Genomic DNA, 24,495 nt, shown 5'->3' on the forward strand with positions numbered 1-24,495 from the left:
GCGTTTAACCCTGTTTATAGATCAATAATTCGCGAATATCCTTAAACCGTGTTCAATTTTTCAACAGGTGTGTGAGATGAATCAGAAAGTGGCGTTAATTACCGGTGCAAACCGCGGCTTAGGCCGCAATGGGGCCTTAAAACTGGCTGCCAGAGGCACAGATATTATTCTGACTTACCGCAGCCATGCCGATGAGGCGCAGGCGGTTGTAAAGGAAATTGAAGCGCTGGGACAGCGCGCCGTGGCGCTGGCGCTGGATGTCGGCGAAACCGGGCAGTTTGATCGCTTTGTCGGTGAGGTGAAAGGGGTACTGCAACAGCAGTGGCAGCGTGAGCGCTTTGACTATTTAGTGAACAACGCCGGTCACGGACACTACAGGCCGTTTACCGATACCACCGAGGCGGAATTTGATGCACTGGTGAATGTGCATTTCAAAGGGCCTTACTTCCTGACCCAGAAGCTGCTGCCGCTAATCAACGACGGGGGTCGCATCCTGAATATCTCCAGCGGTCTGACCCGCCTGGTCTATCCTGGCTCCGCGACCTATGCGTCGATGAAAGGGGCGATGGAAGTCCTGACGCGCTATCAGGCGAAAGAGCTGGGTGAACGCCGCATTCGCGTCAATATTCTGGCACCTGGCGCGATAGAGACTGATTTTGGCGGAGGACGTGTGCGTGATACCCGCGAGATTAATGACCAGATTGCCGGGCTGACGGCGCTGGGTCGGGTCGGACTGCCGGATGATATTGGCGACGCTATCAGCGCGATTCTCAGTGACGAAACCGGCTGGATCACCGCGCAGCGCATTGAAGCGTCCGGCGGGCAGGGAATTTAACCACGGGCGGCGTCGCGGAAAACATGACGCCGCCGCATGTTACAGCGTAATGGTGCCGTCGATGACGGTCACGGTATTGCCGCCAATCCAGATGGTCTCACCGGCATAGGTCACCTTCACCCGCCCCGCACGCTGCAGGGCGGTGCCCTGGCGAACGCAATAGGGGGTGGTTTGTCCTGCCGCCGCAAAGTAACGTGCCAGGCAGGCGTTGGCGCTGCCGGTCACCGGATCTTCGGTCAGGCTGCCATTCTCCACCAGCAGACCGCGCACTTCATACTGTTCAGGCTCATCGGCGGGCAAACGACCAAAGGGCATGATGCCCGAGACACCCGCATGCTGAATCAGACGCTGCAATTCACTGACATCGGGCTGCAGCGCCAGTACCGCTTCGGCGCTGGTCATCGGTATGAGCAGCCAGCGAATCCCCATGTCCACTACCGTCGGACTTTGCGTCAGATCGAACGCATCGCTGTTTAAGGCGTTACTCATCCGCGCATCCTGCCAGGGCATCAGCGTGGCAGCCGGCGCGGCAAATGCCAGGCCCGCGTCAACTATCTTCACCGTCACGTTACCGACGCCGCACTCCTGCACGATTTCACCCGGCGTGCGGGTTGGCCAGCCCGCCTCCAGTAGCGCGTGGGCGGTGCCAAGCGTCGGATGACCGGCAAACGGCAGCTCGCCTTCAACGGTAAAAATACGCACCCGATAGTCCGCCTCTTCATGCTGAGGCGGCAGGACAAACGTGGTTTCCGACAGGTTTGTCCAGCGGGCAATCGCCGCCAGCTGGCTATCGCTTAACCCCTGAGCATCCATGATCACCGCCAGCGGATTGCCGTTAAAGGCTGATGAGGTAAACACATCGACTTGTTTAAACGCGACCTTCATTGTGACTCCTTGCTCCGGGTTCAGTGTGGCCTTTTCTCTGCCGGATGATTGCTTATAACAGCTAACAGCGTTATCAATAAGTTAAAGATTTTATCGGAGACTGTGAATGCTGACGATCCTGGGACGCGCCTCCTCAATCAACGTGCGCAAAGTATTATGGCTGTGTGACGAGCTTGACCTTGATTACCAGCGCGAAGAGTGGGGCGACGGCTTCCGTTCAACGCACCTGCCCGAATTCATGGCACTCAACCCGAATGCGATGGTGCCGGTACTGAAAGATGATGACTTTGTGATGTGGGAATCCAACGCTATTCTGCGCTATCTGGCGAACGCCTATGGCGGTGAATGGATTTATCCTCTGCATCCGCAGACGCGTGCGCCTGTCGATCAGTGGATGGACTGGCAATCCACCGAACTCAACACCTCGTGGCGCTACGCCTTTATGTCGCTGGTGCGAAACTCACCGGCCCATCAGGACCCGCGACTGCTGGCTGCGGCCAGCAAAGGCTGGGCGCACACCATGAGTATTCTCAATCAGCAGCTGGAAAAAACCGGCCGCTACGTCGCAGGTCGCAATTTTACCCTGGCAGACATTCCGATTGGCCTGGCGGTAAACCGCTGGTTTGAAACCCCGCTCGATCATCCCGACTATCCGGCGGTGCGCACTTATTATGAGCGTCTGACTGAGCGTCGCGGCTATACCGTCTGGGGCCGCAACGGTACACCCTGAGCTTCGCCGCACGACACGTCCGCCAGTTCACAGGCGATTTCACCCGCGCGCTGAATCGCCCGGGTGTAGCGGGCATCAAACGGATAGCAGCAGGAGAGACGCAGCGCATGGTTGTAGCGCTCACTCAGCGAATAGAGCGCGCCAGGCGTGACGCAAATCTGCTCCTGCAGCAGCCGATCAAACATCTCGGTGGTGTTCACGCTGCCCGGTAATTCGACCCAGAAAACAAACCCACCGCGCGGCAGCGTCGCGCGGGTTCCCACCGGGAAGTAGCGGGCGATCAGACCGCGCGCCTCATCCAGATTGGCCGCGTAGCGACGACGCAACGTGCGCAGATGATGGTCATAACCGCCGGACGCAAGAAACTCCGCCAGCGTTTCGGAGAGCAGGGCAGATTCGGCCATCGACGACACGGCTTTCAGTCGGGCTATCGCGTCATGAAAACGGCCTGCGGCGGTCCAGCCAAGTCGAAAATCGGGTGCCACGGTTTTAGTGAAGCTGGTGCAGTAAATCACCCAGCCATCGCGATCAAAGGCTTTCACGGCGGGCGAGAGCGGCCAGTCGAACTGCAACTCGTCATACAGCCCGTCTTCAATCAGCGGAACGTTGTAAGTATTCACTAACTTCGCCAGCCGCTTCTTATTCTCCAGCGACATGCCGCAGCCCAGCGGGTTCTGCACGCTGGGCATCGCAATCAGTGCCTTAATACGCTGCTCCTGTAGCAGCATCTCCAGCGCATCCAGCGACAGGCCATGTTGCGGATCGGTGGGGATTTCCAGCGCCTTCAGGCCCAGCGACGCCAGAAGGGGGAAGAGGAAGAAGTAAGTCGGCGACTCCAGCCCGACGCAGTCGCCGGGCTGCGTCACCGCCCGCAGCGCCAGCTGAAGCGCTTCCATACAGCCGTGGGTCAGGGTGATCTCATCGGCGGTGAGCGTTTGCCCGGCGTGTAGCGCCCGTCGCGCAATCTCCTCCCGTAAGCGCTCACTACCGGGCGGAAGTGCATAGCGCCCGATAATGTTGGGATGACGGCGTAACAGTGAGGCGGTAATCCGGGCGATGCGCACCGCCGGAAACAGTTCGCTGTCCTGCGGGCAGGCCAGGGAGATATTGGTGTAGTCGGGATGGTTCTGCGCTGCAAACACCTTATCGATCAGGTCGAGCTTGCCGCTGCTGGGATCGCGTACCCGGGCTTTATGCTGACCGTGGCGAGTGACAGCGGGCAATACGCCGCGCACGTAATAGCCCGACTGCGGACGCGCCTCAATCAGCCCGCGATCTTCCAGCAGCTGCCAGGCATTCAATACCGTGTTGACGCTGACCTGGTGTGACTGGGCAACGCGGCGGATCGCCGGCAGGCGTTTACCGGGTTTCAGCGTGCCCTGATGGATGGCCTCAGCGAAGCTGTCTGCGAGCTGCTGATAGAGCGGTTGATCAGAAGTGGGAGCGAGGGACACAGTAGCCTCCGGCGTAAATGGGTACAATTGCTATTAACGGGAATTGTAACCATAACAATAATAATTTTGTGTCACTGTTACCATCTCTTTCTCCGCCGTAGCATAGAACGCTGTCCACTTTCAGGAGAGCCACTATGCTCGATCCCTCTTTCTTCAGTTACGTCACCGTGATGTCCATTACGCCAGGCCCGAACAATCTGTTGCTGGCGACATCCGGGGTCAATTTTGGCATGCGGCGAACCCTGCCGATGGTGTTTGGCATTTTAATGGGCTGCGCGGTGCAGACGGTGATTGCCGGAGTGGCGCTGGAGATATTGCTGCACTGGATGGCGGCGATTCGCCTGCCGCTGACGCTGGCAGGCTGCGCCTATCTGATGTGGCTATCCTGGAAAATCTTTCGCGCCGGTGCACCGGAAGCGCGAACCCGTCCACAGCCGATGACGCTGGTGGGCGGTGCCTGCTTCCAGGCCATCAACCCTAAAGCCTGGCTGATGGCCACCAACGTCGCGCTGCTCTACACCGGCAGCAGCGGCGTGCTGACGGTGATGATCGGCTTTATGCTGCTCAATCTGCCCTGCATCCTGATCTGGGCGGCGCTGGGCGATCGCCTGCGCAGCCATCTGCAGATTGCCTGGAAGCGTCAGCTTTTTAACAGCCTGATGGCGCTGTCACTGGTGGCGACCACCATCTGGATGCTGACCGACGCGCTGCTGGCCGCTTAATCGGGCGCACCGGGTGCAGTGGCCGACGGCCATTTCCAGTTCTGTACCTCGGGCAAATCTTCGCCATGTTCACGAACATAGCGATGATGTTCCGCCAGACGCTGCTGTAAATCCTCCAGCAGTTCGGGATGGGCGTCGGCCAGACCTGGCACCCGCAGAATCACCTCCTGCGCCAGGTGATAACGGTCAAGCTCGTTCAGCACCGTCATATCAAATGGCGTGGTGGTGGTTCCCTCTTCATTGAAGCCGCGCACATGGAAGTTGCGATGATTGGTACGCGCATAGGTCAGCCGATGTATCAGCGCCGGATAGCCGTGGAAGGCAAAAATCACCGGCTTATCCTGGGTAAACAGGGCGTCGAATTCCGCATCAGATTTACCATGCGGATGTTTATCCTGCGGCTGCAGCGCCAGTAAATCGACCACGTTCACCATCCGGATGCGCAGTTCGGGCAGCATCTCGCGCAGCAGGTCTACCGCCGCCATTGTCTCCATGGTCGGCACATCACCGGCACAGGCCATCACCACATCCGGCTGTTCATTCTCCGGTGTCGTGCCTGCCCAGCGCCATTCGCCCATCCCCGCTTCGCAATGCGCCACGGCGCTGGCCATATCCAGCCACTGCGGCGCTGGCTGTTTGCCCGCGACAATTACATTGATCCGATTCCAGGTGCGCAGACAGTGATCGCCAACCCATAGCAGCGTATTGGCATCAGGCGGCAGATAGATGCGCACGATATCCGCTTTCTTGTTGGCAACGTGATCCATAAAGCCCGGATCCTGATGGCTGTAGCCGTTGTGGTCCTGTCGCCAGACGTGGGAAGAGAGCAGGTAGTTCAGCGATGAAATCGGCTTACGCCAGCCCAGCTTACGCGACACTTTCAGCCACTTGGCATGCTGGTTAAACATCGAATCGACAATATGGATAAATGCTTCATAGCAGTTAAATAATCCGTGGCGGCCGGTCAGCAGATAACCTTCCAGCCAGCCCTGACACTGATGTTCACTGAGGATTTCCATCACCCGGCCATCCCGCGCCAGCTGCTCATCATAAGGCTCGGTTCGTTCCAGCCAGGTGCGGCTGGTCACATCGAACACGCGCGTCAGGCGGTTAGAGGCGGTTTCATCCGGGCCAAACAGGCGGAAATTATCGCGGTTGCGCTGGAACAGCACGCTGAGATAGCGGCCCAGATGCTCCGTGGCCTGCGCCATCTCTGTACCTGGCTCGCTGACATCGCAGGCAAATTCCGCCAGCGCAGGCGTATCCAGCTCGCGGCGCAGCAGGCCGCCATTGGCATAGGGTGATGCACCCATACGTTTATCGCCTTCCGGTGCCAGCGCCTGCAGTTCCGGTTTTAAGCGACCCTGTTCATCAAACAGGTCATCGGGCTGGTAGCTGCGCATCCATGTCTCAAGGATCTGGCGATGACCGTCATCTTCACGACAGGCGGCGACCGGTACCTGATGCGCCCGCCAGAAATCCTCCACTTTCTTACCGTCGACCGTTTTGGGGCCGGTCCAGCCTTTGGGGCTGCGCAGGATGATCATCGGCCAGCGCGGCACGTCGGTGCTGGCATTACCGCTGCGCGCTTCACGCTGATACGAGGCGATTTTAGTGAAGGCGCTATCCAGCGCCTCCGCCATCAGCGGATGCATTTTTTCCGGCTCATCTCCGCTGACAAATAGTGGCTCATAGCCGTAGCCACTGAACAGCTGGTGGAGATCGTCGTCGCTGCTGCGACCCAGCAGCGTCGGGTTGGCAATCTTGTAACCGTTGAGATGCAGAATCGGCAGCACCGCGCCGTCACGTTCAGGATTGAGGAATTTGATGCCGTGCCAGCTGGAGGCCAGCGGGCCGGTCTCGGCTTCACCGTCGCCAATCACGCACGGCACCACCAGATCGGGATTATCGAAAGCGGCACCAAAGGCATGGGAGAGCGAATAGCCCAGTTCACCGCCTTCATTAATCGAGCCGGGGGTTTCCGGTGCTGCGTGGCTGGGAATGCCGCCTGGAAACGAGAATTGCTTAAACAGGCGCTGCATGCCCGCTGCATCCTGGGAGATGTGCGGATAAATTTCGCTGTAGCTGCCCTCCAGCCAGGTATTTGCCACCATGCCGGGGCCGCCGTGTCCGGGCCCGCAGATGTAGATCATATTCAGGTTCTGTTTGCGGATAACACGGTTGAGATGGGCATAGATAAAATTCAGCCCTGGCGTGGTGCCCCAGTGGCCCAGCAGACGCGGTTTGATGTGCTCCGGTTTGAGTGGTTCGCGTAACAGTGGGTTATCCATCAGGTAAATCTGTCCGACGGAGAGGTAATTTGCTGCCCGCCAGTAGCGGTCGATCAGCATAAATTCCGGTGATGCAGGGGAGTAAGACATGCCGGTTCCTCTTGAGCGTTCAGCTAAAAAAAGATGCCTTAACCCTAATAGAGAATATCCGGTACGACCAGGCAACCGGCCAATAAAAAAGGCCCCGCAGCGCGGAGCCTCTTTATCAAAGGCGCTGAATTACTTGCCGACGACGAATGCGGTTTCCCGTCCTTCATCGTTGGCCGCCATCGGGGTGACCGGCGAATAATCGAGATGCAGAATGCGGCTGGTTTCAGCTAACACTTTCTCTGTCAGCGCCACGTCGCCGTTCAGTTTGCGACCCCAGGAAGGGATTACCGTACGGATTTTGTTCTGCCATTCTGGTGAAGCCATCTGCTCAGGACAGACCTTGTGCAGCAGCTCCAGCATGATCGGTGCCGCCGTAGAAGCACCTGGCGAGGCACCCAGCAGCGCTGAAATCGTGCCATCCTGTGAAGCGACCACTTCGGTGCCCAGACGCAGCACGGCACCCTCTTTTTCATCTTTCTTGATGATCTGCACACGCTGACCGGCAGTGACTAAACGCCAGTCCTCCTGCTTCGCCTGCGGCACATAGGCGCGCAGCGCGTCCATCCGGTCGCAATCGCTTTGCAGAACCTGATCCATCAGATATTTCACCAGGTCAAAACTTTTCAGCCCCACTTTCACCATCGGCAGCATATTGCTGCTGTTGAGCGAGGTGAACATATCCATCAGCGAACCCTGCTTCAGGAACCGGGTCGAGAAGGTGGCGAACGGGCCAAACAGCAATACCTGCTTGCCATCCAGCACGCGGGTGTCGACGTGCGGCACAGACATCGGTGGCGCACCGACGCTGGCTTTACCGTAGACCTTCGCCATGTGCTGCGCGACGACCTGCGGATTTTCTGTGACCAGGAACGAACCGCCCACCGGGAAACCGGCGTAGCCGTTGGCTTCCGGGATACCGGCTTTCTGCAACAGCGGTAACGCCGCGCCGCCCGCACCGATAAAGATTTTGCCTGCCGTCAGTGTGCGACGCGTGCCGCTGTTCAGACACTGCAGGGTAACCTGCCAGCGACCGTCAGCGAGCTGCTTCAGCTCACGCACTTCCTGACGCAGACGCAGCTGGAAATTCGCTTTCTTCTCTAACGCGACGATCAGCTGACGGGTGATTTCACCAAAGTTCACATCGGTGCCCATCTCTGTCCAGGTCGCGGCCACTTTCTGGCCGCGTTCACGGCCATTCATTACCAGCGGGATCCAGCGGGCAATCTGCTGCGGATCTTCAGAGTAGGCCATGCCACGGAACAAGGTGCTCTTCTGCAGCGCACTGAAGCGCTTGCGCAGGAATTCGACATTGTCGTCGCCCCAGACGAAGCTCATGTGTGGCGTGCTGTGAATAAAGCTTTCAGGGTTGCGCAGGTTGCCTTTCTGGACCTGATAAGCCCAGAACTGGCGGGAAATCTGGAACGATTCGTTGATCGTTACCGCTTTGGAGATGTCGATGCTGCCATCCGCCTGCTGAGGCGTGTAGTTCAGCTCCGCCAGCGCCGCATGACCGGTGCCCGCGTTATTCCAGCCGTTGGACGACTCTTCGGCCACGCTATCGAGCCGCTCCACCATTTCGATGGACCAGTCCGGTTCTAAGTCCTGCAGCCATGCACCGAGGGTAGCGCTCATCACACCTGCGCCAATCAGCAGCACGTCAACGTCTTTGCGCTCCTGCGCGGTAGTAGTGGTGTCCTTTGCCATGGCACTCATCGCGAGCGCAAGGTTTACAGCTGAATTGCACATGAGGCGACATCTCCTCTTCTGTTGACCTGAAGCCCAACAGTTTCGCAGGCGAAATAGTCACGCTTCTTTCGAGCGCGTTGCGCTATTTCTCAAAGGTTAAGTCTCAGGTATAGGGTTAAAGCGGTGATAACGCGTTAACTGCACGTTATGCTTTGTCATCCGAATATAACATTCTCGCATCTGAATTAAACATTTGTTTATTTTTTAAATGCAGAAATGATTCAGCATAAGAATTAATCATCATGGGCAGTGGTGTATTAGCGGTTTTTTAGAGTGAAGTCAGTAGGTTAACTGAAAAGAGTTGTTGCGTAAAAGCCCTGTACTGGTGCAACGCAGAAATGGGTGCAAACGGTGCGGAATTATTTAATTAGCTGAAATTAAGCGATTTATTATGCAATAAGGAATAACAGGAATCGGGTGAGGAGATCCTGAACAGGTGCTCGTGTAAAAATAATGTTACATTTTTGTGAGTCTGAAAATGCGCGCACGCCGGTGCACGCATCGGATTCACTTATGACTGATTCGCACTGGCAGGCAGCTTTTTCAGACTTATCGCCATGCGGTTATAGGTATTCATCAGGCCAATTGCGATGTTCAGATCGACAATCTCTTTCTCGCTAAACTGCGCTTTTAATGTGGCATAGCAGGCATCCGGCGCGCCCTGTTGAGCAATCAGCGTCAGGCATTCAGTCCAGTGCAGGGCCGCCTTCTCTTTATCACTGAACAGCGTGCCGGATTCATGCCAGACCGAGGTCAGTACGATTTTATCCCAGCCCATGCCCGATTTATTCAGCGCTTTAGTATGTAAATCAATGCAGTAAGCGCAGCCGTTAATCTGCGATATGCGCAGGAACAGCAGTTCCAGTAAAGTGAGCGGCAGATCGCTTTGTGCCAGATAACTGTATACGCCGCCCAGCGCTTTCATGCCTGCCGGTGCCGCACTGTGAAAATCGATACGTTCGCTCATCTTATTGCCTCCTGGGATTGATGAGGCGATTTTCGGCCTTTCAATGGAGCAGATGAAGTGCCAAAAAATGAGAGTCTGACTGGTCCATCACCGCTTTCGACGCTGACGCTCCAGCGCGGCACGTCACGTGGCCTTAGCGAACAGCTACGCCAGCTGATTGAGCAGGCGATAGGTGAAGGGCGCTTGCCGCCCGGTGCGCGTCTGCCTTCCTGTCGCGATCTTGCGGCGCAGCTCGGCGTGGCGCGCGGCACCGTTCGCGCCAGCTATGACATGCTGGTCGATGGTCAGTTTCTGCAGGCCAGAGGCGCAGCGAGCACCTTCGTCAGTGTACTACCGCCGTTAAAACCGGCCATCGCCAGTGCTGAACGCCCGCTGCTGGCCGGCACAGAAGAGGCTGAAGCGCCTCCGCTGACCTTTCAGATGGGCATTCCGGCCAGTGATGCGTTCCCGGTTAAAGTCTGGCTGCGCATTCTGCAGCGTCAGGCGCGCATGCAGGTCAGCAGACCGGCCTGTTATCCCGATCCACGCGGCAGCTTAGCGCTGCGCCAGGCACTGGTGGCCTATCTGGCCGTGGCGCGCGGCCTGCGCTGTCAGGCGGACCAGATCATTATTACCAGCGGCTATGCGGGCGCGATGGGCCTGATTGGCCTGGCGATGAATTTTCAGGGCAAAACGGCCTGGCTGGAAGATCCCGGATTCTGGGTGGCGCGTCGCGCGGTTGACGCGCTGCGCGTTACGCCCGTTGCCGTGCCGGTGGATGATGAAGGGTTACAGGTGGAGGCCGGGATGGCCCGCGCGCCGGATGCCGCTTTTGCGCTGGTGACGCCGGGACAGCAGGCACCGCTGGGCATGACGATGAGCCTCGCGCGCCGCCATGCATTACTGAGCTGGGCCAGCCGCGAGCAGCGCTGGATTATCGAAGATGACTATCTCGGCGAGCTTCAGCCCGGCAATCGCGCGGCGCCGGCACTGGCAGCGCTTGACAGCGAAGGTCGGGTATTGCACATCGGCACCTTCAGTAAGACGCTGACGCCGCAACTGAGGCTCGGTTTTATCGTGGTTCCGCCAGTGCTGACGACCCGGTTCGGCGAAGTGTGCGCTTTGCTTGCGCCAGCCTCTTCGGGATTGCTGCACAATGCGGTAGCGGCGTTTCTGCGTGAAGGTCACTTTATGCGGCATCTGCGGCGCATGAAGCGCGTCTATCAGGAGCGGCTGGAACAGATGATCGCGGCGCTGCATCCTTACTTTCCCGACCTGCAACGCGCCGGGCTGGCGGTGATTGTCCGCTTACCCGCCGGTACGCCGGATGAGGTGATTGCGCAGCAGGCAGCAGAGTGGGGCATGGCACCGTCGCCGCTGTCGATCTGGTATCAGCAGGCCGATCAGCGCGCTGCGGGCCTGATACTGGGTGCGGCACATCTGCCGCGTGAGGGTTATGCGCGTAGCGCCGAACGGCTAAAGGCGCTGGTCGATGCGCAGGCGATCAGCTCCTGAACCAGCGACGCCAGACAAAGCGGATCACAAAAAACTCCAGTGCGCCGAGCACTAAAAACCAGACGCAAAACACCACAGTGTAGAGCTGATTCAGATCCTGCAAATGGAACATCTGCAACAGATGCTGCGCCACCGTCACGCTAAAAGCGGGCGCGGGCAGCAGCAGCGCCGAGAGAAAGCCCAGCAGCAAAATGCCACCTGGCACGATCAACGTTTCAAAAGGGTTATTCATAACCGATTCCCATATTTATCAGCCCGGCATTTTCCGGTAATCGGCGACAGGGTTCAATGGTGGCGTGCGACAAAGCCCCATCCCGCAGCCTTAAACGGTCAGGTCGGCCTTGAGAAAATGCTTTGCCACCATCGACTTAGCGCCATTCATAGCGAATGATAAGAGTTATAGCCTTTGCTATACTTAAATCCCTGATTTTACTGTCTTTTTATCTTTAGGTTTGCGTGGTAGACTGCGCCCACTTTTTCATAACTGAACACTTTGTGTGGTGAATTCAGCGTGAATTGCCGCTTTTTCGCCCCAGGTGAATAAATCATGACCTTTATTGCCACTTTAATTCTTGCACTGGGTATGTCGATGGACGCGTTTGCTGCTGCGCTGGGCAAAGGTGCCACGCTGCATCGTCCTGGTTTTAAAGAAGCGCTGCGTACCGGTCTGATCTTTGGCTCTATTGAAGCGCTGACTCCACTGATTGGCTGGGCGTTGGGCCTGGCCGCCAGCCGTTACATTATGGCGTGGGATCACTGGGTTGCCTTCAGCCTGCTGGCGTTTTTGGGTGGCCGTATGATGATGGAAGGTTTCCGTCAGACGGCCGTTGCAGAACCCTGCGAAGCGCCGCAAAGCCACGGCTTCATGGTACTGGCAACCACGGCCGTTGCGACCAGCCTGGATGCGCTGGCGGTCGGTGTCGGTCTGGCTTTCCTGCAGGTGAATATCATCACCACTGCGCTGACCATTGGTGCCGCCACCACAGTCATGGCGACGACCGGCGTCTTAGTCGGGCGCTTTATCGGTCCGGTACTCGGCAAATGGGCGGAAGTGCTGGGTGGCGTCGTGTTAATCGCCATTGGCTCCACCATTCTGTTGGAACATCTTGGCTACATGGGCTAAGGCTTTTGCACATAAAAGCGCCATTATTGTGATCTGGTTCAAATTTATTTGCTGTTAAAACGCACAGCGGTTATACTTTTTCAGTATATCTTCAACTAAATTTGAAACAGGTATTCTATGAAACGCATCATTAAGCACGTGTTCCGCGCTTACGTTGAGACGTTCAAACACGTACCGCCGGGTGCCATGTACTAAACACCCCGCAAGAAACCCTCGATAATCGCGGTCAGGGATCGACCTGTGATTATCACCTTCTGCTTTTGCCCCCGCTGAGTAAACCCGCTTTTTTGCACTTCCTGTGCGTCAGTTCTGCTACTGCCACTCTTGTCGTCTTACCGCTATAAGCGCTTTCAGGCGATGAAATGACCCTTTTTCTGCCTCCGTGCGTTATGTGGAGGTTGTGATTACTAATTGATATAACCCTGTTTTCGGTTTCATGTTGATTGTCTCTGCGTCAGCATGAGAATCATGGCAGAAGTCTCGTTATTTAGTGCCAATGTAATTTGTAAATTTTTTCTGATGGTTCATCCTTTCATATGCTATCTCATGTAGCCTCATTCCGTCGTAATCGACGACTTATAGCTGAATATTTGAGGTATTATTGGCGATATAATGTTCAGGGAGAATATAAATGGATGCAGCATTGCTCGATATGATGCGTTCAGGCAGAAATAAAAACTGGTCTGAAACAATGATTAACCTTGAGGCCAGAAAGCTGATTAATACGGCTAATTATGTGTCCTCGGCCCATCTTTCAAATGGCATGACTCAGGTGAAATTCGTTCAGGAGATCAGAGATCTTATTGAGCAGGAATTTGCCGCTGCACGACGTGCAAAATCTGACGAAGAGTGCATGGTATGTATTAGAAATCTGCGGGCAGAAATGGAAAACCTTCAGGAGCAGGACAGAATGCTGCGCATGAAAGCTGCAAAACTTTACGCCAAAGTAGAGTTTGTGAAGGAAAACAATAAAATCGTTGGGTATGTGATTTCTGCTGTAAATGTCGTTATGGCTGGGGCCGAAATAGCCACTGGCCTGACCCTTATAGGTTCTATGACGCCTATGGGTATTCTGGCCGGTGCAGTGCTGGTTATTGACGGTGCTAACGGTATAAGCAAAGAATTTGCAAACTACGTTATGGGTATAAAAAACACCGAAGGTTTAGTGGCTGATGCTGCCATGTCTTCCGCTCAATTTATGGGATTTAATCCAGACAGCGGGTTGGCGGTCTATAAATCAATCTCTCTGGTAGCAAATGCCTATACCGTATTTGGCCTCTTCAGGCGCCCTGGAACCTGGCGTTTATTCAGATACATGCCATCTGATTATTTCCGAAAAGTTAATACCATGAGCCGCGCAAAACTCACAATGCACATAGTCGGTTATGGTGTTACAGCCAAGGTCATATTTGACCTTATGTCTGTTAAGGACGCTGTTCAGAATTAGTTGTTAATTTGCGATAGCGCCATGACTTATAAGCAAGTTTTGCTGGCGTTAAATACCATATAAAAGGTAATACAATCGCAAGTGTGCCTGCGAGCGTAATGCTGGTATCTGAGGATGCCAGCATTAGCGTGAGAACGAGGATGGCAAAGGCAATGATAGTAATCCACTTTGCAGCAATAAAGCGGTTAGCAAGGTCATGGATAACCGAATCCAGAGAGCCGCCAAAGTTAGCAATGTTGTTTTTAAGCTTCTGAAGATCTGCATAGTTAAAGCCGGAATCCAGCAGCGCCTTTTCGTTCACTCTCATAGACTTTTATCCTTAAAAATTACCTGAATAGCTTAAATGACTTCATCCGAAAATGGCACTAAAAAGCCCGCAAAGTGCAGTTTTTCTGACAACTACTATTTATGACTGATCTCCAGTTCCAAAGCGGAAAGAAGTCGTAAACAGGATTATGAAGCAGTGCGCTGTCTGTCATCTGTAAGATAGTGTACGGTGCCGGTGCCGGTGCCATCCTATCCGCAAAACAGCAATCGATACTACCCAGCAAATTTTGCCATTCTCTAAGAAATTACCTCTTACGCCAAACCCCACTAATCTCCCCAACCCATCAATAACCCGCCCCCAACCCGATCCCGTCCTACACTGAATTATTCTCCCCAAATCAGGAGCAGCGGATGATCCAGAAGCATCGACGAAAACAGGCAGCGATTGTGGCAGGCGTGGGATTAGGTATGGCGGCTACGCTTTGGGGCATGAAACGCTGGCAGCAGCTGAAGCAGACACCGCCGGTGTCGCCGCGCAGTCATCACGCCGGGCTGGCGGGTTATTTTCAGCAGGTAGGCGACTGGCGCATGTTTACCCGTGTCACGCCCAATGAGGATCGGGGACTGCCGGTAGTGCTGGTTCACGGTCTGGTGATGTCGGGCCGGGCGATGGAGCCGCTGGCGCTGGCGCTGGGTCGCGACTATCACGTACTGGTGCCGGATCTGCCGGGGTTTGGGGCCAGTGCGCTGCCTGCTTCTGCGCCGATCATGTCTGTGGATGAGCAGGCTGACGCACTCTGGCTCTGGCTACAGCACAACGGGTTTCAGCGTGCTATCTGGGTGGGCAACTCGTTTGGCTGTCAGATTCTGGCAGCACTGGCGGTGAAATATCCGCAGGCGGTGGCGGGGCTGGTGTTGCAGGGGCCGACGGTCGATCGTCATGCCCGCAGCCTGCCGCGTCAGCTGTGGCGCAGCTGGCGTAACGGCCGCCTGGAAACGCGTCGTCCGCCGGGGCCGCTGGCCCGTATCGATTACGCTAAAGCGGGGCTCTGGCGCGCCTTTGGCACGATGTGCGCCATGCTGCGTGACCGCATCGAGCATCGTCTGACTTACATTACTGCGCCGACACTGCTGCTGCGTGGTTCGCGCGATCCGATCTGTCGGGCACGCTGGCTGGATGAGCTGGCTGCTCTGATGCCACACAGTGAACGCCTGACGCTGCGCGACGGTACTCACACGCTGCACTACGTCTATCCATGGAGTTTCTGCAACGCCATTCGCCCCTTCCTGGCACGTATTCAGCAGGAGAATCAGCATGAGTAAACCGCCCAAGGGCATCGCCCGTTTTGACTCTGCCGCCGCCATGCTGCTGGCGCTGGCGAATGCGCTCCACGATCGCCCCTTTGCCAGCCCAAGCCAGTCACCGACGCTCGACCGGCTGCTGCCCTCACTGAACCGTCTGCCAACCGGGCTGCGCGAGTGGGGCTATGCGCTGGGCGGCATGGCAGAAGGCATCAGCCTGCGTCAGGCGGGCGAACTGGATGTGGAAGGCATCGCAGAATGGATGGTCAGCGAGTACCCGCAGCAGGATTATCCGGCAGCCTTTATCGGCTCGTCGAACGGTGCGCTGGTGCATCTGGCATCGGCGATGGGCGTGCCCTGGCTGCCGCAGACCTTCCTCTGTCCGGTGCGGGCGACCAACAGCGATCCTGATGATGCGCTGGCGAGCTTTGAGCAGGGCAAAGAGATTGCGGCTGCACTGCTGGCCGCCTGGCCGAGGCTGGCGGTGCACCACATGCATGACCCGAATCAGGATCGGCTGATGCTCGACCAGATGCGCTATTTCCGGCTGAAACTGCGGGAACTGCCGCTGGCTTTCAATGAATTCCTGATGGGGAGTCTGCCCGCGGGTTCAACGCTGTTTATCAACCACTGTACCCGCCAGTGGCCGGTGACACGCACCAGCGATCGCTCGTTCTTTCAGTTTGGCGCGCTCGGTGGCGCAACCGAAAAAGAGTATTTGCAGGGCGGCCCGCGGGTAGCGGAATATCTGGCGCGTTACGGCATTGACCGCGAGCGCTGGACGCCGCCTGACATTACCGACCATGTGCCGGAAGCGGAGTGGGGCCTGGATGGATATCTGATTTCCCCGCTGAAAAAACTGGCGGCGGCGCAGAACTGGAAGCTGATGGAGATGCGTTACGAAGACCCGGAAGCAATGAGTTATGTGGTGGCGGAGATTTATCGCGACTGGTATCTGGCAGCGGGTATTTTACCGACCCGGCTGACGGTGGACAGTTTCCTGCTGATGGATCCCTGGTGTACGCAGCAGCAGCAGGCGATTCCGTTCTGGCTGGTGTTCTGTACCGAACCGTCCGCGGCGGCGCTGCAACGCTTTCTGGAAAAACAGCCGCCGTTCCGCAACATCGACATGATGCTCTTTTCTCACGGCACCGATAGCATCGGGCTGGCGGAGATTGATCGCTGGCGGGCACTGTTGTCCCATGCGCGTGACGAGGGGGCATTGATCGGCGTGGATGAAGCGCGGTTCCCGCGTGATTTCGCGACGTTTGCCCGCTTCGACTCGGCGCTGCGTGAACGGGCACCGCTGTTGCCACCCCCCCCTCCGCTCAGTACAGAGAAGGTGATGGCCGGGATTAAACGTTACGGTGCGAAATATGGCGTCACCCTGACGGCGCTGACGTAGCCGCCGTCAGCCGTGATTATTCGCCGTCGGTAATCGGCTGGCGCACCAGCAGCAGGTAGGCGAGTGCGCCAGCCAGCGTCACACAGGCGCAAATCATCAGCGCCAGGCTGAACGATTTGGTGGTGTCGAGCACCCAGCCGGTGATGACGGGCGCGAACGAGGCGAAGATAAAGCTGGCGAAGTTCTGGATGCTGCCGACCGAGGCGGTCATGCGGGCGGTGACGTTGGCGTGGATAAGCCCCCAGCACGAGGTTCCGGCAAAGTGGATACAGAACAGCGCCATGCCGATCAGCGTCACGGCGCTGGTGGTGTCGGTCGCGCGAGTCACTACCGCAGTAAATCCGGCGGACAGCAGCATCCCGCTGACGATGCAGACTTTGCGGGTTTTGACCGCGTTAAAGCCGCGACGCACCAGCGAGTCAACCACGTAGCCATTCAGCAACATGCCCGCCGCACCAAACAGGAACGGAATCGCCGCCAGCAGGCCGGTACTTTTCAAATCGAGATGATAGGTCGACTGCAGATAGCCCGGCAGCCAGGCGATATAGAGCCACGCAGTGTAGTTGATGCCGCTGAAGCCAATCATCATGCCCCACATGGTGCGCTGCTTAAACAGGCCGCGCCACTCTCTGAAGCTGATCGGCTCTTTACGCGATGCCACGCTGCCCGCCTGCAGATAGTGGATCTCTTCGGCGCTCAGGGTGTTGTTATCGCGGTCGCGGTAAATCATATACCAGCCGATCGCGAGGAACATGCCGAGGATGCCGATGGTGACAAACATGCCACGCCAGCCCATCACCAGCATCATCGCCGCCAGAATCGGCGGGGCCACTGATAGCCCAATCATCGACGCCGCATTGAACATCCCCATCGGCATACCACGATCTTTAATGTTGAACCAGTCGTTGATGACTTTCACGCCGCACGGGTTCATCGGCGCTTCGCCAATGCCGAGACCGATGCGCACCAGCACGAACTGGGTAAAGTTATGCACCAGACCAGAGGCCGCCTGGAACAGCGACCAGATGAACATGCCGATGCCGAGCATAATGCGCGGGCCTTTACGATCCAGCAGCGCACCGCACGGCAGCTGCGCCAGGCCATACGCCAGCGAAAAAGCAGAGAGCAGGAGGCCGATTTCGGTGGCGCTCAGCCCCATCTCGTCGCGGATGGTCATATTCGCCACCGACAGCGAGCTGCGATCCAGATAGTTGATGATGGCGGCGAACAGCAGCAGCAACATTGCCGTGATCTGCACTTTGCGGATGCGCGGTGAACGCACCACGTCGCTGCGCATCGGCACGAAATCCTGGCCTGGTGGCGTGTCGCCGGTCACGCTGTCGCGGCCGGTTACTGAACTCTTTTCCATTGCACTCTCCCGAAACTGGGTACTTATCGTTATGGTGAGAAGGGGTCTGCGCGCAGCGGCAAAAGGCCGCCGTGACGTTGCAGTCGAGACTAAGAGCAAAGGGTTAAGGATGTTGCAAAGATGTTTCTGAATCGTGCGGGAGCTAATGCTTTGTGGTTTTTAATCGGTTTTTAATTGTACTGACCGATTGAGCGTACCATTGAGGTTTTGGCGGTCGCCAGATGGTTATGCAGGGCACAGAGCGCGTCGATATCCTGACGGCCAATCAGCGCGGTGAGAATCGCCATATGCTCCTCCAGCGCCACAATATTTCGCTGCTTGAGATCGCTCTCATCCCACTGATAATGCGAGTGAAAGATCACCGAGATAATTTCCAGCGACTGATTGAAAAACGGATTGTTAGCGGCGGATAAAATCAGCGAATGCATCTGGCGGTCCAGCGCGGCAAAGTGGCGATAGTTGCTGGCGATGGTGTCGCGCATCGATCGGTGACGATCCAGCAGATCCCGCGCCTGAACCCAGCGTTCATCGCTGGCGGGCAGATTGAGGAAGCGGCTCAGGGCGTGGGTTTCCAGCATCTCGCGCAGCTCAAACAGTTTCTCGGCGTAATCCTGAGTAAACTTCTTCATCCGCCACTGACCACGTTTCACCGGCTCCAGCAGGTCATAGCGCATAAAGCGCAGCAGAAACTCGCGTACCACTACCGGGCTGACCTTCACCTGATGCGCCAGTTGCAGCTCGCTGAAGGTGTCGCCCGGCACCAGCTGCCGCTGATTAATCATATTAAAAAACATCTGCTCGAAGTGGCTGGCCTGCTGCTCAATCGGCGGCGTTAAGGCGCTAAAGCCGTCATCTGCGCGCGGATCGCGCACGATAACGTAAGTCTGATCGACTTTATCCAGCACGCCGCACTGATGCAGATAGTGCAGGGCATGGCGCACCGTGGTCCGGCTGATATTGAACATCTCGGCCAGTGCGGCCTGCGGCGGCAACGGTGAACAGATATGACGCTGAGCAATACTGTCCAGCATCTGGTTGATCACGTTCTGACGCAAATTCTGGCTGCGGCTCATCTCACTCTCCGGTTTTTTCTGCATTAAAAACCATTCAAAGCCCAAAAAAATCGCCGTGCTTCACACTTCCCGCAAACGAACGCCGCGCGACGGTCAGGATTCGCCATAACTGCCAGCAGGACAACCGGAGAATCACCATGACAACAATGAAAGCACTGGTCATCGCTGAACCACGTAAGATGGTCTGGACCCCCCGCGATACCCCCACGCCTGCCGCAGGCGAGGCACTGATTAAAATCCTCACCGCCGGGATCTGCGGCACTGATATCCACGCCTGGTCCGGCAATCAGCCGTTCTTCAGCTATCCCCGGGTGCTGGGCCATGAAATCTGTGCGGAAGTAGTGGCGCTGGGCAGTGGCGCGGAAGGCTTTCAGCAAGGCCAGCGGGTGGCACTTATGCCCTACATCTCCTGCCTGCGCTGTGACGCCTGCCAGAGCGGAAAAACCAACTGCTGTGAGCAGATCTCGGTGATTGGCGTGCATCAGGATGGCGGTTTCTGCAACTACCTGAGCGTGCCGGTCAGCACCCTGCTGGCGGTGGATGAGGTGGCACCGGAAGCGGCCGCGCTGATTGAGCCGTTTGCCATCAGCGCCCATGCGGTGCGGCGTGCCGGAATCAGGGCGGATGAGCAGGTGCTGGTGGTGGGTGCCGGACCGATTGGGCTGGGTGTCGCCGCCATTGCCGCTGCCAGTGGTGCACAGGTGGTCGTCGCAGATACCAGCGAGTTCCGTCGCCAGCATGTCGCTGACCAGCTCGGGCTGGCGGCACTCAATCCTGCTGATGAGGCGTTCGATAGTGCGTTGCGCGAGCAGTTTGGTGGCCGTCTGGCGCTGAAAGTGATCGACGCCACCGGCAATCCGGCGGCGATGAACAATGCGGTCAACCTTATGCGGCACGGCGGCACGATTGTCTATGTCGGTCTGCACAAAGGCGATCTGGTCATCCCGGACAGTGAATTCCACAAAAAAGAGGCCACGCTGATGGGCAGCCGCAACGCCACCCGCGAAGACTTTGATCGGGTGCGTGCGTTAATGGCCAGCGGCCAGCTGCGCGCCGACATGATGCTGAATCACCATCTGGCTTTCTCCACGCTGGATGAAACCTTCGAGACGCAGGTCATCAACAACCACGAGCTGATCAAAGGCGTCATTCACTTCGACAGGTAACGTGATTCAGGGCGCGGTGAGGGTCTCAAAGAAGTGCGCCCGCACCGCGTCGGCATCCACGCCGAGCGCAATACGCTGGGCGGGCAGACCGGCAAACGGATCGGTTCGTGATGCCAGCGCGTTCAGTTTACGCACCGTCTGACCGCAGGCGATGCCCTCGGTAATCACCCGCAGCGGACTTTCGATGAGCGTAAACGCCTGTGGCAGCGTCAGCCACGCCACCGCCAGGGTGTCGTGCAGTGCCATACCGTCAAATCCCTCTTTTTCCAGGCTGTAAGCCAGGTAAGGGCGACAGATCGCGCTCAGCACCGGCTGGTTCAGACGTTGCACCTCATCGCCGCTGATCAGCACCTTGTGTGTGACATCCAGCGGGATCACTACCACGTTCAGCGCCGACGCGAGCACCTGATCGGCGGCGTGCGGATCTTTCCAGATATTAAATTCGCTGAAAGGCGTAACGTTGCCGCTATGGCCGTCGGTGCCAAACGCGCCGCCCATGATCACCAGCTCTTTCACCAGCGGAATAATATCCGGTGCCTGATTAATGGCCGTGGCGATATTAGTCAGCGGGCCAATCGCCACCAGGGTGATCTGATGAGGCTGCGCCCGCACGCTGTCGATAATAAACTGCACCGCGCCTGGTGCCTCATCGCTAAAAGCATTATCAAACGCATCGCCCAGCCCATCCTCGCCGTGCAGCCTGGCGGGCGCAGAGGGGGCCAGCGCCAGCGGCCGTGAACAGCCGCGCCAGACCGCCGCGTTAATCGCCATTTTGTCGCAGAATAGCCGGGCATTTTTCACCGCCTGGCCCACCGCCACGTTGCCAAAAACCGTGGTGATCCCCAGCAGATGCTGCGTTCGCGCCGCATAAGCTAGCGCAAAGGCGTCATCCACGCCGATATCAGTATCAAAAATCAGGGTACGCATAGGCTCTCCGCAACAGGCTGTAAACCTTCAGCATTACCCCGGCAATAGCAACATCGTCAAGCGATTCAGCCGCTGTGCGCGCACTATTGCCAGCCTGAAACGGGCATCGTATTATCACCGGCTCAAGGTGATGGCGTGCCACCTTTCCCAACCGCCGGTGGGCTAAACACCGGCTGATGACGCCTGACACTCAATCCTTTCGCGGGAGCTGAGGTGTCAGGCGCAGTTTATCTCTGCCTCTCTTCCTCAGCCCGGCATTACTCTGTAATCAGGAGCAAGACATGTTTAAACCCTTACTGGCTGTGGTGATCGGCGGCTCTGCCGGCTGCGTACTCCGCTGGCTGTTCGCGATGCGTTTTAATGCACTCTTTCCCAATCTGCCGCCTGGCACGCTACTGGTGAATCTGATCGGCGGTCTGGTGATCGGCGGGGCGATGGCCTGGTTTGTCCGCCATCCCGACATCGACCCGATCTGGAAACTGTTAATCGTCACCGGACTCTGCGGCGGGCTGACGACGTTCTCCTCTTTCACGGCAGAATTAATGGTGTTGCTACAATCAGGGAAGTATTTCTGGGCAATGGCCAGCGCGCTGGTGCATGTGATTGGCTCGCTGCTGATGGCGTTTGCCGGTTTTGCACTGGTCACGCTGCTGGGCTGACCCGGTACGCGTCATACCGCTCAGGAGATACTGATTTCGGGCGTGCGCGCCGTGCATCGGATAATGTGCGGCGCTGACGCTGAACCTCACCGATTATTCCGGACGATTAAGGAGCCGAGCAATGCGAACCCACCCCACCTTCCTTAACCTGGTGTTGTTAAACGGTGAACCCGGCCAGAAGCTGCAGGCGGCGCGTGACGCCGGTTTTGATCAGGTCGAGATCTGGCGCGAGGATGTTGAAGCCTGTGAAGGCGGTGCAGCGGCACTGGCTGAAATCAGCGCGCGACAGGGACCTGGCTTTACCAATCTGCAGGTGCTGCGTGATTTCACTGGCGCACCCAGTGCGTTGCGATCTCAGAAGCGCGAAGAGCTGCGTCAGTTCATACAGATTGCCCAGTCGCTGGGCTGTGACACCATTCAGGCACCGGCCAGCACCCGTGAGGATTGCTGTGCCGACCAGATTGATGATGACCTGCGCTGGATGGCTTCTGAAGCCGCGCGCTACAACATGCGCATTATGTATGAGCCGATGGCCTGGTGCAGCGTGGACAACACGCTGCCGCTGGCGTGGCAGCGATTGCAGCGGCTCGATCAGCCCAATATCGGGCTGGTTGTCGATCTGTTCCACATCTGCGCGCTGGGCGGTGACGCCTCTCATCTGGACGGCATTCCCGCCGATCGCATCTATGAAGTACAGCTGTGTGATATGGCCGCCGTTCCCGCGCAGGATAAGCAGAGCCTGATGGCGATGGCGAAGCACCAGCGTCTGCTGCCCGGCGATGGGATTATCGACGTTAAGCGCTTTGTCGATAAGCTCAAAAGCGCGGGCTATCAGGGGCCGGTGGGGATTGAAGTCTTTAATGATGCGCTGAAACGCCTGCCGCCCGACGTGGCTGCCCGCCATGCCTGGCAGGCGTTAACGCGCTGCTGGGGTTAATCCTGTAAGCACTGCCCGATAAACGCGGCGGCGTGCATGGCCCCCTGAGCAGAAATGGTGTGGCCGGTGGCGGGTTCAAAGCGCGCGTCGACCGGCACCGCCACAGCTCGCAGCCGGGCCGCCGCAGATTCGCTCTCCTGCCACGGGATGACGTCATCGGCCTGACCGTGGATCAGCAGCGCGGGCACATGAGCCCGCGGGGTTAATTCACCGTCAACCGCCAGACGACCGGAAAAGGCGACCACGCCCGCCAGCGGATAACGGCCAGACGCCAGCGCATCCAGCGCCATGATCGATCCCTGAGAGAAGCCCACCAGCACCACATCCTGCCAGCGGTCGGCAAAGCCGTGCTGCGCGACAATTTCATTGAGGGTCGCATCAAACGCGGCCCGTGCCGCCCGAACCCGACCTGGCCGGTTCTCTGGCGTGACGTCTGTCAGGCTGAACCACTGCCAGCCAAAACCGGCGGGAAAACGTTCAGGTGCATTGGGCGAGGCAAAAACCACATCCGGCAACAGCGTCGCCCAGTGACGGCCAATCGGTGCCAGATCGTCGCCGTTACTGCCCACGCCATGCAGAAAAATCACCAGTGCTTTTGCCATTATTGCTCCTTTTATAAACCGTATTCACTCAGATCAGGACCCGCCGGAACAATGCCGTTCGGGTTCAGCGCCTTGATCGAGTAGTAACCCTGTTTGATATGATCAATGTTGACCGTTTCACGTACGCCAGAGACCGACAACATGCTCTTAAGATAGCGGTTCAGCAGCGTATAGTCGCGGATCCGGCGCAGGTTGCATTTGAACAGGCCATGATAGGCGACGTCAAAGCGAATCAGGGTCACAAACAGCCGGATGTCGGTTTCCGTCAGCCGTTCACCCAGCAGGAAAGTACGACCATCGCTGAGCAGCGCCTCCAGTTCATCGAGCTGGCTGAAAACGTCATTAAACGCCTGCTGATAGCTGACGGAGGTAGTGGCGAAGCCCGCGCGATAAACACCGTTATTCAGACGCGGATAGAGGCTCTCATTCAGCGCATCAATCTCCGCACGCAGCGCGGCAGGGTAAAGGTCGATGCGGTTATCGGCCAGATTGCCAAAGCCGCTGTTAAACATCCGCACAATGTCCGCAGACTCGTTGCTGACGATAGTGGCGGTTTTCCTGTCCCACAACACCGGCACGGTGGCCCGTCCGGTATAGTCGGGCGCGACACGGGTATAAATTTCATGCAGGTATTGCGCGTTATTCAGCGGGTCCGGCTGCGCGCCGGGAAAGTTGCCGAAGCGCCAGCCCTGAGCACCAAGCTGCGGCTCGACCACCGTCACGCTGATCAGCGATTCCAGACCCTTGAGCTTACGGGCGATCAGCGCACGCGACGCCCACGGACAGATCAGCGCCACATAGAGGTGGTAGCGATCGGGCTCGGCGGCGAATGCCGTAGAGCCATCGCTGCTGATAAAGCCCCGGAAGCCGGACGTCTGACGGACGAAGCCGCCCTGTTTATCGGTAGCCTGCACCGGATGCCAGTCACTACTCCATTTGCCTTCTACTAACATCGCGCGACTCCTCTCTGTTTTGAGAAGCAGCTTAACTGATGACTAAACGGC

Annotated in this window: 24 protein-coding genes and 1 riboswitch; of the genes, 12 read left to right on the forward strand and 12 right to left on the reverse strand. The window is 57.3% G+C overall.

Annotated elements, in window-relative coordinates:
* The first annotated feature begins 76 nt into the window (after positions 1 to 76).
* Positions 77 to 835 carry an SDR family NAD(P)-dependent oxidoreductase gene (locus QSK07_RS17915; RefSeq protein ID WP_285722043.1) on the forward strand — a complete coding sequence of 253 codons (759 nt, stop codon included), beginning with the start codon at positions 77 to 79 and terminating at the stop codon, positions 833 to 835.
* 39 nt (positions 836 to 874) lie between these two features.
* Here QSK07_RS17915 and QSK07_RS17920 read toward each other — a convergent pair whose 3' ends face one another.
* Entirely contained in the window at positions 875 to 1,720 is an 846-nt protein-coding gene (locus QSK07_RS17920; protein ID WP_285722045.1) for a PhzF family phenazine biosynthesis protein, read from the reverse strand.
* A 106-nt stretch (positions 1,721 to 1,826) separates the two neighbouring features.
* Between QSK07_RS17920 and QSK07_RS17925 the strand changes: the two genes are divergently transcribed.
* Positions 1,827 to 2,450 carry a glutathione S-transferase family protein gene (locus QSK07_RS17925; RefSeq protein WP_285722047.1) on the forward strand — a complete coding sequence of 208 codons (624 nt, stop codon included), beginning with the start codon at positions 1,827 to 1,829 and terminating at the stop codon, positions 2,448 to 2,450.
* Here the strand turns inward: QSK07_RS17925 and QSK07_RS17930 are convergent.
* Positions 2,417 to 3,904: an aminotransferase-like domain-containing protein gene (locus QSK07_RS17930; protein WP_285722049.1), complete on the reverse strand. Its 1,488-nt coding sequence runs from the start codon at positions 3,902 to 3,904 to the stop codon at positions 2,417 to 2,419. The genes QSK07_RS17925 and QSK07_RS17930 overlap by 34 nt on opposite strands.
* A 134-nt stretch (positions 3,905 to 4,038) precedes the next feature.
* On the opposite strand from QSK07_RS17930, the gene QSK07_RS17935 reads away from it, so the two are divergent.
* On the forward strand, positions 4,039 to 4,626 hold the full coding sequence (locus QSK07_RS17935) for a LysE family translocator (protein WP_285722052.1): 588 nt from the start codon (positions 4,039 to 4,041) through the stop codon (positions 4,624 to 4,626).
* On the opposite strand, the gene QSK07_RS17940 is transcribed toward QSK07_RS17935, so the two are convergent.
* The 3 genes from QSK07_RS17940 to QSK07_RS17950 all read right to left on the reverse strand — a co-directional run bounded on the left by QSK07_RS17940 (position 4,623) and on the right by QSK07_RS17950 (position 9,720).
* Positions 4,623 to 7,007 (reverse strand): phosphoketolase family protein, encoded by a 2,385-nt coding sequence (locus tag QSK07_RS17940; protein ID WP_285722054.1) that lies wholly within the window; start codon positions 7,005 to 7,007, stop codon positions 4,623 to 4,625. The genes QSK07_RS17935 and QSK07_RS17940 overlap by 4 nt on opposite strands.
* Before the next feature lie 129 nt (positions 7,008 to 7,136).
* Positions 7,137 to 8,753, reverse strand: coding sequence for a malate dehydrogenase (quinone) (gene mqo / locus QSK07_RS17945; RefSeq protein ID WP_098052074.1), 1,617 nt, complete (start codon positions 8,751 to 8,753; stop codon positions 7,137 to 7,139).
* A 511-nt stretch (positions 8,754 to 9,264) separates the two neighbouring features.
* A complete protein-coding gene (locus tag QSK07_RS17950) occupies positions 9,265 to 9,720 on the reverse strand; it encodes a carboxymuconolactone decarboxylase family protein (RefSeq protein ID WP_285722056.1) in 456 nt (151 codons plus the stop codon).
* A gap of 57 nt (positions 9,721 to 9,777) precedes the next feature.
* Between QSK07_RS17950 and pdxR the strand changes: the two genes are divergently transcribed.
* Complete coding sequence (gene pdxR / locus QSK07_RS17955) at positions 9,778 to 11,214, forward strand: MocR-like pyridoxine biosynthesis transcription factor PdxR (protein WP_285722057.1); 1,437 nt, start codon at positions 9,778 to 9,780, stop codon at positions 11,212 to 11,214.
* On the opposite strand, the gene QSK07_RS17960 is transcribed toward pdxR, so the two are convergent.
* Positions 11,204 to 11,446: a DUF1158 domain-containing protein gene (locus QSK07_RS17960; protein ID WP_013359425.1), complete on the reverse strand. Its 243-nt coding sequence runs from the start codon at positions 11,444 to 11,446 to the stop codon at positions 11,204 to 11,206. The two genes, pdxR and QSK07_RS17960, sit on opposite strands and share 11 nt — an antisense overlap.
* A 315-nt stretch (positions 11,447 to 11,761) precedes the next feature.
* Here QSK07_RS17960 and mntP point away from each other — a divergent pair, with 315 nt between their 5' ends.
* The 3 genes from mntP to QSK07_RS17970 all read left to right on the forward strand — a co-directional run bounded on the left by mntP (position 11,762) and on the right by QSK07_RS17970 (position 13,784).
* Positions 11,762 to 12,337, forward strand: coding sequence for a manganese efflux pump MntP (mntP, locus tag QSK07_RS17965; RefSeq protein ID WP_098052077.1), 576 nt, complete (start codon positions 11,762 to 11,764; stop codon positions 12,335 to 12,337).
* Between the two features lie 117 nt (positions 12,338 to 12,454).
* The gene (azuC, locus tag QSK07_RS22880; protein ID WP_123809971.1) at positions 12,455 to 12,532 is read left to right on the forward strand and encodes a stress response protein AzuC; all 78 of its coding nucleotides are present in this window, start codon (positions 12,455 to 12,457) and stop codon (positions 12,530 to 12,532) included.
* Positions 12,533 to 12,968: 436 nt separating this feature from the next.
* Positions 12,969 to 13,784: a DUF4225 domain-containing protein gene (locus QSK07_RS17970; protein WP_285722061.1), complete on the forward strand. Its 816-nt coding sequence runs from the start codon at positions 12,969 to 12,971 to the stop codon at positions 13,782 to 13,784.
* Here QSK07_RS17970 and QSK07_RS17975 read toward each other — a convergent pair.
* On the reverse strand, positions 13,762 to 14,091 hold the full coding sequence (locus QSK07_RS17975) for a hypothetical protein (protein ID WP_107319138.1): 330 nt from the start codon (positions 14,089 to 14,091) through the stop codon (positions 13,762 to 13,764). The two genes, QSK07_RS17970 and QSK07_RS17975, sit on opposite strands and share 23 nt — an antisense overlap.
* Positions 14,092 to 14,462: 371 nt before the next feature.
* Here QSK07_RS17975 and QSK07_RS17980 point away from each other — a divergent pair, with 371 nt between their 5' ends.
* Together QSK07_RS17980 and QSK07_RS17985 are read left to right on the forward strand one after the other, a co-directional pair.
* Entirely contained in the window at positions 14,463 to 15,374 is a 912-nt protein-coding gene (locus QSK07_RS17980; RefSeq protein ID WP_098052078.1) for an alpha/beta fold hydrolase, read from the forward strand.
* Entirely contained in the window at positions 15,367 to 16,758 is a 1,392-nt protein-coding gene (locus QSK07_RS17985) for a hypothetical protein (RefSeq protein WP_275222332.1), read from the forward strand. Before QSK07_RS17980 ends, QSK07_RS17985 begins: the two co-directional genes overlap by 8 nt.
* A 16-nt stretch (positions 16,759 to 16,774) precedes the next feature.
* Here QSK07_RS17985 and QSK07_RS17990 read toward each other — a convergent pair whose 3' ends face one another.
* Together QSK07_RS17990 and QSK07_RS17995 are read right to left on the reverse strand one after the other, a co-directional pair.
* The gene (locus tag QSK07_RS17990; RefSeq protein WP_098052080.1) at positions 16,775 to 18,127 is read right to left on the reverse strand and encodes an MFS transporter; all 1,353 of its coding nucleotides are present in this window, start codon (positions 18,125 to 18,127) and stop codon (positions 16,775 to 16,777) included.
* 170 nt (positions 18,128 to 18,297) lie between these two features.
* Positions 18,298 to 19,200 carry a GntR family transcriptional regulator gene (locus QSK07_RS17995; protein ID WP_285722067.1) on the reverse strand — a complete coding sequence of 301 codons (903 nt, stop codon included), beginning with the start codon at positions 19,198 to 19,200 and terminating at the stop codon, positions 18,298 to 18,300.
* A 137-nt stretch (positions 19,201 to 19,337) separates the two neighbouring features.
* Here QSK07_RS17995 and QSK07_RS18000 point away from each other — a divergent pair, with 137 nt between their 5' ends.
* On the forward strand, positions 19,338 to 20,366 hold the full coding sequence (locus tag QSK07_RS18000) for a zinc-binding alcohol dehydrogenase family protein (protein ID WP_285722068.1): 1,029 nt from the start codon (positions 19,338 to 19,340) through the stop codon (positions 20,364 to 20,366).
* Positions 20,367 to 20,372: 6 nt separating this feature from the next.
* Here QSK07_RS18000 and QSK07_RS18005 read toward each other — a convergent pair whose 3' ends face one another.
* Positions 20,373 to 21,293 (reverse strand): nucleoside hydrolase, encoded by a 921-nt coding sequence (locus QSK07_RS18005; protein WP_285722070.1) that lies wholly within the window; start codon positions 21,291 to 21,293, stop codon positions 20,373 to 20,375.
* A 117-nt stretch (positions 21,294 to 21,410) separates the two neighbouring features.
* Positions 21,411 to 21,486: riboswitch (Fluoride riboswitch) on the forward strand.
* 88 nt (positions 21,487 to 21,574) lie between these two features.
* Here QSK07_RS18005 and crcB point away from each other — a divergent pair.
* Together crcB and QSK07_RS18015 are read left to right on the forward strand one after the other, a co-directional pair.
* The gene (crcB, locus tag QSK07_RS18010) at positions 21,575 to 21,952 is read left to right on the forward strand and encodes a fluoride efflux transporter CrcB (RefSeq protein WP_013359414.1); all 378 of its coding nucleotides are present in this window, start codon (positions 21,575 to 21,577) and stop codon (positions 21,950 to 21,952) included.
* A gap of 121 nt (positions 21,953 to 22,073) precedes the next feature.
* Positions 22,074 to 22,889: a sugar phosphate isomerase/epimerase family protein gene (locus QSK07_RS18015; protein WP_098052084.1), complete on the forward strand. Its 816-nt coding sequence runs from the start codon at positions 22,074 to 22,076 to the stop codon at positions 22,887 to 22,889.
* On the opposite strand, the gene QSK07_RS18020 is transcribed toward QSK07_RS18015, so the two are convergent.
* Both QSK07_RS18020 and QSK07_RS18025 read right to left on the reverse strand, forming a co-directional pair.
* The gene (locus tag QSK07_RS18020) at positions 22,886 to 23,491 is read right to left on the reverse strand and encodes an alpha/beta hydrolase (protein ID WP_285722073.1); all 606 of its coding nucleotides are present in this window, start codon (positions 23,489 to 23,491) and stop codon (positions 22,886 to 22,888) included. The genes QSK07_RS18015 and QSK07_RS18020 overlap by 4 nt on opposite strands.
* Positions 23,492 to 23,502: 11 nt before the next feature.
* Positions 23,503 to 24,444 carry a glutathione S-transferase family protein gene (locus QSK07_RS18025; RefSeq protein ID WP_285722075.1) on the reverse strand — a complete coding sequence of 314 codons (942 nt, stop codon included), beginning with the start codon at positions 24,442 to 24,444 and terminating at the stop codon, positions 23,503 to 23,505.
* Positions 24,445 to 24,495: the final 51 nt, after the last annotated feature.

The organism is Pantoea sp. QMID4 (assembly GCF_030270445.1).
Taxonomy (GTDB): Bacteria; Pseudomonadota; Gammaproteobacteria; order Enterobacterales; family Enterobacteriaceae; genus Pantoea; species Pantoea vagans.

Coding starts and splice junctions, on each gene's coding strand:
- QSK07_RS18000 (WP_285722068.1), top strand. CDS start 19,338: ATGACAACAATGAAAGCACTGGTCATCGCTGAACCACGTAAGATGGTC.
- QSK07_RS18015 (WP_098052084.1), top strand. CDS start 22,074: ATGCGAACCCACCCCACCTTCCTTAACCTGGTGTTGTTAAACGGTGAA.
- crcB (WP_013359414.1), top strand. CDS start 21,575: ATGTTTAAACCCTTACTGGCTGTGGTGATCGGCGGCTCTGCCGGCTGC.
- mntP (WP_098052077.1), top strand. CDS start 11,762: ATGACCTTTATTGCCACTTTAATTCTTGCACTGGGTATGTCGATGGAC.
- QSK07_RS17985 (WP_275222332.1), top strand. CDS start 15,367: ATGAGTAAACCGCCCAAGGGCATCGCCCGTTTTGACTCTGCCGCCGCC.
- QSK07_RS17970 (WP_285722061.1), top strand. CDS start 12,969: ATGGATGCAGCATTGCTCGATATGATGCGTTCAGGCAGAAATAAAAAC.
- QSK07_RS17940 (WP_285722054.1), bottom strand. CDS start 7,007: ATGTCTTACTCCCCTGCATCACCGGAATTTATGCTGATCGACCGCTAC.
- QSK07_RS17920 (WP_285722045.1), bottom strand. CDS start 1,720: ATGAAGGTCGCGTTTAAACAAGTCGATGTGTTTACCTCATCAGCCTTT.
- QSK07_RS17975 (WP_107319138.1), bottom strand. CDS start 14,091: ATGAGAGTGAACGAAAAGGCGCTGCTGGATTCCGGCTTTAACTATGCA.
- QSK07_RS17995 (WP_285722067.1), bottom strand. CDS start 19,200: ATGAGCCGCAGCCAGAATTTGCGTCAGAACGTGATCAACCAGATGCTG.
- mqo (WP_098052074.1), bottom strand. CDS start 8,753: ATGTGCAATTCAGCTGTAAACCTTGCGCTCGCGATGAGTGCCATGGCA.
- QSK07_RS17935 (WP_285722052.1), top strand. CDS start 4,039: ATGCTCGATCCCTCTTTCTTCAGTTACGTCACCGTGATGTCCATTACG.
- QSK07_RS17990 (WP_098052080.1), bottom strand. CDS start 18,127: ATGGAAAAGAGTTCAGTAACCGGCCGCGACAGCGTGACCGGCGACACG.
- QSK07_RS17960 (WP_013359425.1), bottom strand. CDS start 11,446: ATGAATAACCCTTTTGAAACGTTGATCGTGCCAGGTGGCATTTTGCTG.
- QSK07_RS18025 (WP_285722075.1), bottom strand. CDS start 24,444: ATGTTAGTAGAAGGCAAATGGAGTAGTGACTGGCATCCGGTGCAGGCT.
- QSK07_RS18005 (WP_285722070.1), bottom strand. CDS start 21,293: ATGCGTACCCTGATTTTTGATACTGATATCGGCGTGGATGACGCCTTT.
- QSK07_RS17950 (WP_285722056.1), bottom strand. CDS start 9,720: ATGAGCGAACGTATCGATTTTCACAGTGCGGCACCGGCAGGCATGAAA.
- QSK07_RS18020 (WP_285722073.1), bottom strand. CDS start 23,491: ATGGCAAAAGCACTGGTGATTTTTCTGCATGGCGTGGGCAGTAACGGC.
- QSK07_RS17915 (WP_285722043.1), top strand. CDS start 77: ATGAATCAGAAAGTGGCGTTAATTACCGGTGCAAACCGCGGCTTAGGC.
- QSK07_RS17925 (WP_285722047.1), top strand. CDS start 1,827: ATGCTGACGATCCTGGGACGCGCCTCCTCAATCAACGTGCGCAAAGTA.
- azuC (WP_123809971.1), top strand. CDS start 12,455: ATGAAACGCATCATTAAGCACGTGTTCCGCGCTTACGTTGAGACGTTC.
- QSK07_RS17980 (WP_098052078.1), top strand. CDS start 14,463: ATGATCCAGAAGCATCGACGAAAACAGGCAGCGATTGTGGCAGGCGTG.